Below are 12,038 nucleotides of genomic sequence, written 5' to 3'. Positions count from 1 at the left end.
GTATGACCTGGTGAATTATTCGCCAGAGGCCTGCTGAGCTTCCGGGGTACCGTAAATCAGCAGCGGCTTGCTTTGGCCGGCAATGACGGACTCGTCGATAACCACTTTTTCGACTTCTTCCATCGAAGGAAGATCGTACATGGTATCGAGCAGGGCAGCTTCAACGATTGAACGCAGACCACGTGCACCAGTTTTACGCGCCATTGCTTTTTTAGCAATCGCGTCCAGTGCTTCGTCGCGGAACTCCAGCTCAACGCCTTCCAGATTGAACAATGCCTGGTACTGCTTAGTCAGGGCATTTTTCGGCTCTTTCAGGATCTGAATCAGCGCGTCTTCACTCAGTTCTGTCAGGGTGGCGACAACCGGCAGACGACCGATGAACTCAGGGATCAGACCAAACTTGATCAGATCTTCTGGCTCAACCTGGGTCAGCAGTTCGCCCTCTTTCGCTTTTTCAGACTTCGCCTTCACCGTCGCGCCAAAGCCAATACCCGAGCCGGTTTCAACGCGGTTAGCAATGACTTTATCCAGACCAGCAAACGCACCGCCACAGATAAACAGGATCTTGGACGTATCAACCTGCAGGAACTCCTGCTGAGGATGCTTACGACCGCCCTGCGGTGGAACAGCGGCAACCGTCCCTTCGATCAGTTTCAGCAATGCCTGCTGTACGCCTTCACCGGACACGTCACGGGTGATGGACGGGTTATCGGATTTACGTGAGATTTTGTCGATCTCATCGATATACACGATACCGCGCTGGGCTTTCTGGACGTCGTAATCGCACTTCTGCAGCAGTTTCTGGATGATGTTTTCCACATCCTCACCCACATAACCGGCTTCGGTCAGGGTGGTGGCGTCCGCCATGGTAAACGGAACATCCAGCAGACGTGCCAGTGTTTCTGCCAGCAGGGTTTTGCCGGAACCGGTTGGGCCAATCAGCAAAATATTACTTTTGCCCAGCTCAACGCCGTTGCTGTTATCCCCGTTACGCAGACGTTTGTAGTGGTTGTACACCGCCACTGCCAGCACTTTCTTCGCCTGTTCCTGACCGATGACGTAGTCATCAAGGTGATGACGGATCTCATGCGGCGTCGGTAACGCGCTGCGCTCACGGTGTGGTGCGACTTCTTTAATCTCTTCGCGGATGATGTCGTTACATAAGTCGACACATTCGTCGCAGATATACACGGATGGCCCGGCAATCAGTTTGCGCACTTCATGCTGGCTTTTGCCGCAAAAAGAGCAGTACAACAGTTTGCCCGATCCATCTTTGCGTTTATCTGTCATGAGTCAAAACCTCTTTTTAAGTTCTTTGTGCCGCACATGACGACGCAAATGCCATTCTCAGACGCAGGCTGCTCGTAAGCCAGGTGCCGCCCTACCATAGTATAGCGGCACACCCGCGCCGTGGGCATCAATTACGGTGGGTCAAAATGGAGTCGACTAAGCCGTACTCTACTGCCTCTGGTGCGGACAGGAAGCGATCGCGCTCGGTATCACGCTCGATCTGCTCTAGTGATTGACCCGTATGGTGAGCCATAAGTTCATTCATGCGCCCTTTTACCTTCAGGATTTCACGGGCATGAATTTCAATATCTGTCGCCTGGCCCTGATACCCGCCCAGCGGCTGGTGAATCATTACGCGCGAGTTTGGCAGGCAGAAACGCTTGCCTTTCGCCCCTGCGGTCAGCAGGAATGCGCCCATCGATGCCGCCTGGCCCATACAAATGGTGCTCACATCAGGCTTGATGAACTGCATGGTATCGTAAATGGACATCCCGGCAGTGATCACGCCACCTGGGGAGTTGATGTACAGGTAAATGTCTTTTTCCGGGTTTTCCGCTTCCAGAAACAGCATCTGCGCTACGATCAGGTTCGCCATGTGGTCTTCCACCTGGCCGGTCATGAAAATAACGCGTTCTTTAAGCAGACGGGAGTAGATATCAAAAGAACGTTCACCTCGAGAGGTCTGTTCAATAACCATTGGCACCAGCGCCATATGGGGTGCAAAGTTATCTCGTTCGCCACTGTATGACATTTCCGTCTCCTGGATAAAAAATGAAAATACCTGCTGTACTGATTGTAACCTTGCGGACGGATTATCAGCCAGTCTCTTTAATACTGCTTCCCCACTAATGGGGGCGGCTCAGCCCTATTTCAAGCATAACAATCTTTTGTTTTAACGCTAACACTGAAAAGGCGTTTTATCACGCTTCAAGGCCTGGAACTGTGATAAAAAAAACCCGCCGCCGGGAGGCAACGGGTTTTTTGCTCAAACTTTAAACAAAGCAGGCAAAATTAAGCCTGTTGGTTCATCAGTTCGTTGAAAGAAGTGGCTTTTTCGGACACTTTCGCTTTGGCCAGAACGGCTTCAACAGCCTGCTCTTCCAGTGCGACGTTGCGCATGTTTTCCATCAGCTCTTTGTTGCTGCCGTAGAAAGCAACCACTTCTGATGGATCTTCATAGGCAGAAGCCATCTCTTCGATCAGGCCTTTAACACGCTCTTCGTCAGCTTTCAGCTCGTGGGTACGAATCACTTCACCCAGCAGCAGACCAACAACAACGCGGCGTTTAGCCTGCTCTTCGAACAGCTCACGAGGCAGTTCCAGAGCTTGTTTCTCGTTGCCACCGAAACGCTGTGCAGCCTGGCGACGCAGAACGTCGATTTCGCTGTCGATCAGTGCAGATGGGATCTCGATTTCGTTAGCTTTAACCAGACCTTCGATCGCCTGAGACTTAACGCGGTTACGCACGGCGCCTTTCAGCTCGCGTTCCATGTTTTTACGCACTTCAGCACGCAGGCCTTCAACAGAACCATCTTCAACGCCGAAACGCTTGATAAAATCTGCAGTCAGTTCTGGCAGTTCGCGGTCTTCAACTTTCTTCAGGGTAATCGCGAATTTCGCGGCTTTACCTTTCAGGTTTTCAGCGTGGTACTCTTCCGGGAAGGTCACGTCGATAGTGAACTCTTCGCCTGCGCTGTGGCCTTTGATACCGTCTTCAAAGCCTGGGATCATACGACCCTGACCCATCGCCAGTACGAAGTCAGACGCTTTGCCGCCTTCGAACTCTTCGCCGTCTACAGAGCCGGAGAAGTCGATGGTGACACGGTCTTCTGCATCCGCAGCGCCGTCTTTGTCTTTCCAGGTCGCCTGCTGCTTACGCAGGGTGTCCAGCATGCCGTCAACGTCGGCTTCAGTCACTTCAACGATTGGTTTTTCAACTTCGATCGCGTCCAGACCTTTCAGCTCAACTTCCGGGTAAACTTCGAACTCTACCGCGTAGGTGAAGTCTTCGCCCAGTTTGTATTCACCCGGAACATAGGTCGGGGAACCGGCTGGATTGATTTTTTCTTTGATGATCGCATCAACGAAGTTGCGGCTCATCAGGTCACCCAGCACGTCCTGGCGAACAGTAGCGCCATAACGCTGAGCAACGACATTCATCGGTACTTTGCCCTTGCGGAAGCCGTCAATACGGACTTTCTTTGCTACGTTGACCAGCTCGCTTTTTACAGCGTTTTCGATGCTGTCAGCAGCGATTGTAATCGTTACACGGCGGCCAAGGCCTTGAGTGGTTTCAACTGAAACTTGCATCTTGTTACCTCAAAAAAATCACAGTGCTCGGTCAACTCTGAATTTGCCTCGCAATACCGGGATGCTCTCTTAGCAGATTCACATTCCCTGTCGCCAGAATCATCCCGAAGACATTCATATTAAGACGCGGCATTATAGCGGCATCACTTTAGTGAGTCGAGAACGGTTGGCGCATGTTGCTGCGGCTTTTTTCACAATTTCAGGCTATTTTCGGCCTTAAAATCGCGCCACCGGCTCAAAACCCGGACAAAACAAAACGGCCCGCAGGCCGTTTTGACGTAATCTTTATGCAACATACTGGAAAAGCTCCCGCTGTTGCAAACAGGATTTGTTACGCGATCGTCCCTGCCCCCCGGCAGGGTGGCGACGCGAAAATCGTATCCTGTAAGCCCTTCCACTCTTTGATCGTATAAGTATGCAACGCCAGCGCATGGACTGTGGTCGAGAGCTCTTCCGTCAGGGTTCCGTAAATCATACGGTGACGATTAAGAAAACGCTCACCAGCGAAACGATCGCTGACCAGCACCACTTTAAAGTGGCTCTCAGAGCCTGCCGGTACGTTATGACGATAACTTTCGTCGACGACTTCAAGGAACACAGGTTCAAAGGCCGCCCTTAACTTATCTTCAATCTGTTCACGTATCATCATGAAATTACTCCTCCGACAACGCTGAGATGTCACCCATCCCTTTAAATATTAGCCGCTTTTACCGCTTGCATAACAAGAAGACAACAAAAATTTAGCTTTCATCTGATTTTCTCATTCAAGCGGATGAAGTCCTATAAGGGGGGAGTCGTTTTGTCGTCCGAATAACGGAAAAGCGTTTCAGTTGGTCAGTTTTCAGACAAGGCGATGAATTTACATGCGTTGACCACTTCCCCTTGCCGTTGGCGATGTTATGATGGCGGCAATTTTTTCTATATATGCTTACGATTCGTTGAGAGCCTGAACATGTTAAAAAAACTCTTTTTCCCTTTAGTCGCCCTGTTTATGCTGGCCGGCTGTGCAACCCCACCCACCACCATTGATGTTTCTCCGAAGATCTCTCTGCCGCAGCAGGATCCAAGCCTGATGGGCGTCACCGTGAGTATCAACGGTGCAGATCAGCGTAAAGACCAGGCGCTGGCGAAAGTCACCCGTGACAACCAGCTGGTGACCCTGACGGCCTCTCGCGATCTGCGTTTCCTGCTGCAGGAAGTGCTTGAGAAGCAAATGACCGCACGCGGCTATATGGTTGGTCCAAGCGGCGCGGTTGATCTGCAGATCATCGTCAACAACCTGTACGCTGACGTCTCTCAGGGCAACGTGCGCTATAACATCGCGACCAAAGCGGATATCGCCATCATCGCCACCGCGAAGAACGGCAACAAGATGAACAAGAACTACCGTGCAAGCTACTCTGTTGAAGGCGCCTTCCAGGCCACCAACACCAATATCGCTAATGCCGTAAACAGCGTGCTGACCGACACCATCGCCGATATGGCGCAGGACACCAGCATTCACGAATTCATCAAGCAGAACGCACGTTAATTCAGCCTGCTGACCCGACTTCCGGTCGGGTCAGTTAACCTGCCCATGTCCAGTCAATACCTACGTATTTTCCAGCAACCTAAATCAGCTATCCTGCTGATCCTTGGTTTCGCCTCCGGTTTACCCCTTGCACTGACATCGGGCACGTTACAGGCGTGGATGACCGTAGAAGATATCGATCTTAAAACTATCGGCTTCTTCTCGCTGGTCGGCCAGGCCTATGTCTTCAAGTTTTTATGGTCGCCGATGATGGACCGCTACACCCCGCCTTTCCTCGGCAGGCGTCGTGGGTGGTTGCTGATGACCCAGGCGATGCTGCTGCTGGCGATTGCCGCGATGGGCTTCCTCGAACCTGCCTCGCAGCTTCGCTGGATGGCCGCGCTGGCGGTGGTGATTGCCTTCTGCTCCGCGTCGCAGGATATCGTTTTTGATGCCTGGAAAACGGATGTGCTCTCGGCCGAAGAGCGTGGGGCCGGGGCCGCCATCAGCGTGCTGGGCTACCGTCTGGGTATGCTGGTCTCCGGTGGGCTGGCGCTATGGCTGGCAGACCGCTATCTCGGCTGGCAGGGCATGTACTGGCTGATGGCCACCCTGCTGATCCCGTGCATGATCGCGACCTTCCTGGCGCCGGAACCGAGCGATGTTATTCCCGTTCCCCGCTCACTTGAGCAGGCGGTTGCCGAACCGCTGCGCGACTTCTTTGGCCGCAACAATGCCTGGATCATTCTGCTGCTGATTGTGCTGTATAAACTCGGTGATGCGTTTGCCATGAGCCTGACAACCACCTTTCTGATCCGCGGCGTGGGCTTTGCTGCCGGTGAAGTGGGTGTGGTCAACAAGACGCTGGGATTAATCGCCACTATTATCGGCGCGCTGTATGGCGGAGTCCTGATGCAGCGTTTAAGCCTGTTCCGCGCGCTGCTGATCTTCGGCATCCTGCAGGGTGTGTCGAATGCCGGTTACTGGCTGCTCTCCATCACCGATAAGCATATGCTCAGCATGGCGGCGGCGGTATTCTTTGAAAACCTGTGCGGCGGGATGGGGACGGCTGCGTTTGTCGCCCTGCTGATGACCCTGTGCAACAAATCCTTCTCCGCTACCCAGTTCGCCCTGCTCTCTGCGCTCTCAGCCGTGGGGCGGGTTTACGTCGGCCCTATCGCGGGCTGGTTTGTGGAAGCGCACGGTTGGGCTGAGTTTTATCTCTTCTCCGTCTTTGCGGCCATTCCGGGACTGCTGTTGCTACTACTATGCCGCCGCTCGCTGGAATATACCCAGCAGACGGAACACTTTATGGTCAGGACGCGTTTCCCGTCAGCCTATCGCTTCGCGTTAAGAATATTGCTGGTGGGATGTCTGACGCTCGCACTGTGGCTCATCGTAACGATCGTCAATGCCACCACCACCCTCGTACTGCCGTTTAGCCTGCTCCTGCTGGACATCGGCGCGCTGCTTGCGCTGACCGGGATCCTTACGGGAGCACTCCTTGACTATCTGGCCATGCGTGAGAGCCAGAGGGTGTAAAACCGGCGCAAAATGTTATTTTCCGTTGTAATCACCCATGTAAATTATAACGGCAAATAAATTTGGTCATGGAAAAATAATATTTGTTGTTTCGTGCCTCTTAGAATTCCGGAAATTATTGGAGCATGTGATATAGGGTATTTTTCGTTAACCGATTCAGCAAACGAAACATTAATTTTACGTTTTTTATTTGTCTCTTTATTGATGATTATTTGTTAATGAATTGTTTGTTTTCAGCAATGGTTATACCAATTGCCCTTATTACCCTACCTACAGAGTCTATTTCGTTATAACGCCCGTCTGGCGGTGCTTGCGTCTGAAAAACGGTTATAATTTGCAACATCTGTGACTTCCCTGGCAGAACCTGGTAACACGTTCCTGACACAGGTCTAATGATGTTTACAGTAATGTAACGTTCCCGTAAAATGCCCCCACACTTTAAACGCCACCAGGTCCCCGTGGAATTGAGGTCGTTAAATGACACTTAGGAAATACAATAAAAGTTTGGGATGGTTGTCGTTATTTGCAGGCACTGTATTACTCAGTGGCTGTGATTCTGCGCTGCTAGACCCCAAAGGACAGATTGGACTGGAGCAACGTTCGCTCATTCTGACGGCTTTTGGCCTGATGATGATCGTCGTGATTCCCGCCATCTTGATGGCTGTTGGTTTCGCCTGGAAGTATCGTGCGAGCAACAAAGATGCGAAGTATAGCCCTAACTGGTCACACTCCAATAAAGTGGAAGCTGTGGTCTGGACGGTGCCGATTCTGATCATCCTGTTCCTTGCCGTACTGACATGGAAAACCACTCACGCGCTTGAACCTGCAAAACCGCTGGTTCACGATGAGAAACCGATTACGATCGAAGTCGTCTCCATGGACTGGAAATGGTTCTTCATCTACCCGGAACAGGGCATTGCTACCGTAAATGAAATCGCCTTCCCGGCGAACGTCCCGGTGCAGTTCAAAGTAACGTCTAACTCCGTGATGAACTCCTTCTTTATCCCGCGTCTGGGTAGCCAGATTTACGCGATGGCCGGTATGCAGACCAACCTGCACCTGATCGCGAATGAAGCAGGCACCTATGATGGTATCTCCGCCAGCTACAGTGGCCCGGGCTTCTCTGGTATGAAGTTCAAAGCCATTGCCACGCCTGACCGTGCCGCTTTCGACCAGTGGGTTGCTAAAGCGAAACAGTCTCCGAACACCATGTCTGACATGGCTACGTTCGAAAAAGTGGCAACACCTAGCGAATACAACAAGGTGGAGTACTTCTCTAACGTGAAACCGAATTTGTTCAAAGACGTTATTGGCAAATTTATGGACCACGGCAAGAGCATGGACGTGACCCAACCTGAAGGCGAGCATAGCAAGCACGAAGGGATGGAAGGCATGGACATGAGCCACGCGGAAACCTCTCACTAAGGGGCCGAGGAAGAAAATGTTCGGAAAATTGACACTGGATGCGGTGCCGTACCATGAACCAATTATCGTGGTTACGCTTGCTGCAATTATCATTGGTGGCGCAGCCTTAATTGGCCTGATCACTTACTTCGGTAAGTGGAGCTATCTGTGGAATGAGTGGCTGACTTCGGTCGACCACAAAAAACTCGGTATCATGTACTGCATCGTCGGTATCGTCATGTTAATTCGTGGCTTTGCCGATGCAATCATGATGCGTAGCCAGCAGGCGCTTGCCTCCGCTGGCGAAGCAGGCTTCCTGCCACCGCACCACTACGATCAGATCTTTACCGCGCACGGCGTGATTATGATCTTCTTCGTGGCGATGCCGCTGGTTATCGGTCTGATGAACGTGGTTGTGCCGCTGCAAATCGGCGCGCGCGACGTTGCGTTCCCGTTCCTGAACAACCTGAGCTTCTGGTTCACGGTTGTCGGTGTGATTCTGGTTAACCTGTCACTGGGTGTGGGCGAATTTGCTCAGACCGGCTGGCTGGCTTACCCGCCGCTTTCAGGAATTGAATACAGTCCTGGTGTAGGGGTTGATTACTGGATTTGGGCGCTGCAGCTCTCCGGTGTCGGTACGACCCTGACCGGTATTAACTTCTTCGTGACTATCCTGAAGATGCGTGCCCCAGGTATGACGATGTTCAAGATGCCAGTATTTACCTGGGCATCTCTGTGCGCCAACATCCTGATTATCGCCTCCTTCCCAATCCTGACTGTTACCGTCGCGCTGCTGACCCTGGATCGCTATCTGGGTACCCATTTCTTCACCAATGATATGGGCGGCAACATGATGATGTACATCAACCTGATTTGGGCATGGGGTCACCCTGAAGTGTACATCCTGGTTCTGCCGGTCTTCGGTGTGTTCTCCGAAATCGCAGCGACCTTCTCGCGTAAGCGTCTGTTTGGTTACACCTCGCTGGTGTGGGCAACCGTGTGTATTACCGTTCTGTCGTTCATCGTTTGGCTGCACCACTTCTTCACTATGGGTGCGGGCGCGAACGTAAACGCCTTCTTCGGTATTACCACCATGATTATCGCGATCCCAACCGGGGTTAAGATCTTCAACTGGCTGTTCACCATGTACCAGGGCCGTATCCAGTTCCACTCAGCAATGCTGTGGACTATCGGCTTCATCGTGACCTTCTCCGTAGGTGGGATGACCGGCGTACTGCTGGCTGTACCGGGTGCTGACTTCGTTCTGCACAACAGCCTGTTCCTGATTGCGCACTTCCACAACGTTATCATCGGCGGCGTCGTCTTCGGCTGCTTCGCTGGCGTAACCTACTGGTGGCCAAAAGCGTTCGGCTTCACGCTGAATGAAAAATGGGGTAAACGCGCGTTCTGGTTCTGGATCATCGGCTTCTTCGTCGCATTTATGCCGCTGTACGTGCTGGGCTTCATGGGTATGACCCGTCGTCTGAGCCAGCAGATCGATCCGCAGTTCCACCCAATGCTGGTTGTTGCAGCCGTGGGTGCAGCGCTGATTGCCTGTGGTATCGCGTCTCAGCTGTATATGTTCTACGTCTCTATTCGCGACCGTGAGCAGAACCGTGACCTGACCGGTGACCCATGGGGTGGCCGTACGCTGGAGTGGGCAACCTCTTCTCCACCGCCGTTCTATAACTTTGCCGTTGTGCCGCACATTCATGAGCGTGACGCATTCTGGGAAATGAAAGAAAAAGGCGAAGCGTACAAGCAGCCAGCGCATTACGAAGAGATCCACATGCCGAAAAACAGCGCAGCGGGCATGGTTATCGCCGCCTTCGCTACGGTATTTGGTTTCGCTATGATCTGGCACATCTGGTGGCTTGCGATCGTCGGCTTCGCTGGCATCGTGATCAGCTGGATTGTGAAGAGCTTTGATGAGGACGTGGACTACTACGTACCAGTCCGTGAAGTTGAAATCCTGGAAAAACAGCATTTCGACGAGATTGCTAAAGCGGGGCTGAAAAATGGCAACTGATACTTTAACCCACGCGACTGCCCATGCGCATGAACACGGGCACCATGATACAGGGCCGATGAAAGTCTTCGGCTTCTGGATCTACCTGATGAGCGACTGCATCCTGTTCTGCTGTCTGTTCGCGACCTATGCCGTTCTGGTGAACGGCACAGCGGGCGGCCCGACCGGTAAGGACATCTTCGAGCTGCCGTTCGTTCTGGTTGAAACCGCACTGCTGCTGTTCAGCTCCATCACCTACGGCATGGCCGCAATTGCCATGTATAAGAACAACAAGAGCCAGGTCGTCTCCTGGCTGGCGTTGACCTGGCTGTTTGGTGCTGGATTTATCGGGATGGAAATCTATGAGTTCCACCACCTGATCGTGGAAGGTTTCGGTCCGGACCGCAGTGGCTTCCTGTCAGCGTTCTTCGCGCTGGTAGGTACTCACGGTCTGCACGTAACCTCCGGCCTGATCTGGATGGCGGTACTGATGTTCCAGGTATCCCGTCGCGGCCTGACCAGCACTAACCGCACCCGTATTATGTGCCTGAGCCTGTTCTGGCACTTCCTGGATGTGGTTTGGATCTGTGTGTTCTCTGTAGTGTATCTGATGGGGGCGATGTAATGAGTCATTCAAACGATCATGGCGCTTCCCATGGCAGCGTAAAAACCTACATGACAGGTTTCATCCTGTCGATCATCCTGACGCTTATCCCGTTCTGGATGGTGATGAACGGTTCTGGTTCTAAAGCGGTCATTCTGGGCACGATTCTGGTGACTGCCGTCGTTCAGATCCTCGTGCATCTGGTTTGCTTCCTGCACATGAACACTAAGTCCGATGAAGGCTGGAACATGACGGCATTCATCTTTACCGTGATTATCATCGCAATCCTGGTAGTCGGCTCCATCTGGATTATGTGGAACCTTAACTACAACATGATGGTTCACTAAGAGCGGCGAGTATGTTTAAGCAATACCTGCAAGTCACAAAACCAGGCATCATCTTTGGCAACCTGATCTCCGTGATCGGAGGGTTCCTGCTGGCCTCTAAGGGCAGCATCGATTACACCCTCTTTATTAACACGCTGATTGGGGTGTCATTGGTTGTTGCGTCCGGTTGTGTATTTAACAACTACATCGACATGGATATCGACAGGAAGATGGAAAGGACGAAAAATCGGGTGCTGGTTAAAGGCCTGATGTCCCCTGCCGTCTCGCTGGTGTACGCCACCTTGCTGGGTATTGCTGGCTTTATGCTGCTGTGGTTCGGCGCCAACCCTCTGGCCTGTTGGCTGGGGGTGATGGGTTTCGTGGTGTATGTTGGCGTCTACAGCCTGTATATGAAACGTCACTCCGTCTACGGTACGCTGATTGGTTCGCTCTCCGGCGCTGCGCCGCCGGTGATTGGCTACTGCGCGGTCACCAACGAGTTCGACAGCGGTGCGGCTATCCTGCTGGCTATCTTTAGCCTGTGGCAGATGCCGCACTCCTATGCCATTGCGATTTTCCGCTTTAAGGATTATCAGGCAGCGAACATCCCGGTTCTGCCGGTGGTGAAAGGCATTTCCGTCGCCAAGAACCATATCACGCTCTACATCATTGCTTTTGCGGTTGCTACGCTGATGCTCTCTCTGGGCGGTTACGCTGGGTACAAATATCTGGTGGTTGCTGCGGCGGTGAGCGTCTGGTGGCTCGGCATGGCACTGCGAGGCTATAAAGTGGAAGACGACAAAGTCTGGGCACGCAAACTGTTTGTGTTCTCGATTGTCGCTATCACTTCCCTCTCGGTGATGATGTCCGTCGATTTTATGGTGCCCGATTCACAAAATCTGCTGACTTACGTCTGGTAAGATTCGGATAGATAAAAAGGGTGCTTCGGCACCCTTTTTTTATTCATAAAATCCATTAATAACGTATGTAATATTTGTTAAATAACAGGTTGTTTACCCCGCCCCTTCCCCGCACTACACTAAT

The 12,038-nt window shown here is 52.3% G+C and carries 11 protein-coding genes; 7 read left to right on the top strand and 4 right to left on the bottom strand.

Annotated features, from left to right (window positions below; translation table 11 throughout):
- Window positions 1-15 precede the first annotated feature (15 nt).
- From clpX to bolA, 4 genes are all read right to left on the bottom strand, one after another.
- Complete coding sequence (gene clpX / locus GNG27_RS05490) at window positions 16-1,290, bottom strand: ATP-dependent protease ATP-binding subunit ClpX (RefSeq protein ID WP_032616836.1); 1,275 nt, start codon at window positions 1,288-1,290, stop codon at window positions 16-18.
- Window positions 1,291-1,417: 127 nt separating this feature from the next.
- On the bottom strand, window positions 1,418-2,041 hold the full coding sequence (gene clpP / locus GNG27_RS05485) for an ATP-dependent Clp endopeptidase proteolytic subunit ClpP (RefSeq protein ID WP_032616835.1): 624 nt from the start codon (window positions 2,039-2,041) through the stop codon (window positions 1,418-1,420).
- 260 nt (window positions 2,042-2,301) lie between these two features.
- Window positions 2,302-3,600, bottom strand: a complete 1,299-nt coding sequence (gene tig, locus GNG27_RS05480; protein WP_156263091.1) for a trigger factor — start codon at window positions 3,598-3,600, stop codon at window positions 2,302-2,304.
- A gap of 331 nt (window positions 3,601-3,931) precedes the next feature.
- Window positions 3,932-4,249 carry a transcriptional regulator BolA gene (gene bolA, locus GNG27_RS05475; RefSeq protein ID WP_039032378.1) on the bottom strand — a complete coding sequence of 106 codons (318 nt, stop codon included), beginning with the start codon at window positions 4,247-4,249 and terminating at the stop codon, window positions 3,932-3,934.
- Between the two features lie 303 nt (window positions 4,250-4,552).
- Between bolA and GNG27_RS05470 the strand changes: the two genes are divergently transcribed.
- From GNG27_RS05470 to cyoE, 7 genes are all read left to right on the top strand, one after another.
- The gene (locus GNG27_RS05470; RefSeq protein WP_142488435.1) at window positions 4,553-5,131 is read left to right on the top strand and encodes a lipoprotein; all 579 of its coding nucleotides are present in this window, start codon (window positions 4,553-4,555) and stop codon (window positions 5,129-5,131) included.
- 45 nt (window positions 5,132-5,176) lie between these two features.
- A complete protein-coding gene (gene ampG / locus GNG27_RS05465) occupies window positions 5,177-6,652 on the top strand; it encodes a muropeptide MFS transporter AmpG (RefSeq protein WP_156263090.1) in 1,476 nt (491 codons plus the stop codon).
- 477 nt (window positions 6,653-7,129) lie between these two features.
- Window positions 7,130-8,077: a cytochrome o ubiquinol oxidase subunit II gene (gene cyoA, locus GNG27_RS05460; protein WP_142488433.1), complete on the top strand. Its 948-nt coding sequence runs from the start codon at window positions 7,130-7,132 to the stop codon at window positions 8,075-8,077.
- Window positions 8,078-8,093: 16 nt separating this feature from the next.
- Window positions 8,094-10,085: a cytochrome o ubiquinol oxidase subunit I gene (cyoB, locus tag GNG27_RS05455; RefSeq protein WP_142488432.1), complete on the top strand. Its 1,992-nt coding sequence runs from the start codon at window positions 8,094-8,096 to the stop codon at window positions 10,083-10,085.
- Complete coding sequence (locus GNG27_RS05450; RefSeq protein ID WP_142488431.1) at window positions 10,075-10,689, top strand: cytochrome o ubiquinol oxidase subunit III; 615 nt, start codon at window positions 10,075-10,077, stop codon at window positions 10,687-10,689. Before cyoB ends, GNG27_RS05450 begins: the two co-directional genes overlap by 11 nt.
- Complete coding sequence (locus GNG27_RS05445; protein WP_142488430.1) at window positions 10,689-11,015, top strand: cytochrome o ubiquinol oxidase subunit IV; 327 nt, start codon at window positions 10,689-10,691, stop codon at window positions 11,013-11,015. The genes GNG27_RS05450 and GNG27_RS05445 overlap by 1 nt, the downstream gene beginning before the upstream one ends.
- Window positions 11,016-11,026: 11 nt before the next feature.
- Window positions 11,027-11,914: a heme o synthase gene (gene cyoE, locus GNG27_RS05440; RefSeq protein ID WP_142488429.1), complete on the top strand. Its 888-nt coding sequence runs from the start codon at window positions 11,027-11,029 to the stop codon at window positions 11,912-11,914.
- Window positions 11,915-12,038 lie beyond the last annotated feature (124 nt).

It is taken from the genome of Leclercia sp. 119287 (genome assembly GCF_009734485.1).
Classification (GTDB): Bacteria; Pseudomonadota; Gammaproteobacteria; order Enterobacterales; family Enterobacteriaceae; genus Enterobacter; species Enterobacter adecarboxylatus_C.
The sequence above is the reverse complement of the archived record's forward strand: the minus strand, read 5'-3'. Positions and strand labels throughout refer to the sequence as shown.

What these genes read in the sequence shown, in the direction of transcription:
- tig (WP_156263091.1), bottom strand. Translation starts at nt 3,600, where the DNA reads ATGCAAGTTTCAGTTGAAACCACTCAAGGCCTTGGCCGCCGTGTAACG.
- clpP (WP_032616835.1), bottom strand. Translation starts at nt 2,041, where the DNA reads ATGTCATACAGTGGCGAACGAGATAACTTTGCACCCCATATGGCGCTG.
- GNG27_RS05445 (WP_142488430.1), top strand. Translation starts at nt 10,689, where the DNA reads ATGAGTCATTCAAACGATCATGGCGCTTCCCATGGCAGCGTAAAAACC.
- GNG27_RS05470 (WP_142488435.1), top strand. Translation starts at nt 4,553, where the DNA reads ATGTTAAAAAAACTCTTTTTCCCTTTAGTCGCCCTGTTTATGCTGGCC.
- bolA (WP_039032378.1), bottom strand. Translation starts at nt 4,249, where the DNA reads ATGATGATACGTGAACAGATTGAAGATAAGTTAAGGGCGGCCTTTGAA.
- cyoB (WP_142488432.1), top strand. Translation starts at nt 8,094, where the DNA reads ATGTTCGGAAAATTGACACTGGATGCGGTGCCGTACCATGAACCAATT.
- cyoA (WP_142488433.1), top strand. Translation starts at nt 7,130, where the DNA reads ATGACACTTAGGAAATACAATAAAAGTTTGGGATGGTTGTCGTTATTT.
- ampG (WP_156263090.1), top strand. Translation starts at nt 5,177, where the DNA reads ATGTCCAGTCAATACCTACGTATTTTCCAGCAACCTAAATCAGCTATC.
- clpX (WP_032616836.1), bottom strand. Translation starts at nt 1,290, where the DNA reads ATGACAGATAAACGCAAAGATGGATCGGGCAAACTGTTGTACTGCTCT.
- GNG27_RS05450 (WP_142488431.1), top strand. Translation starts at nt 10,075, where the DNA reads ATGGCAACTGATACTTTAACCCACGCGACTGCCCATGCGCATGAACAC.
- cyoE (WP_142488429.1), top strand. Translation starts at nt 11,027, where the DNA reads ATGTTTAAGCAATACCTGCAAGTCACAAAACCAGGCATCATCTTTGGC.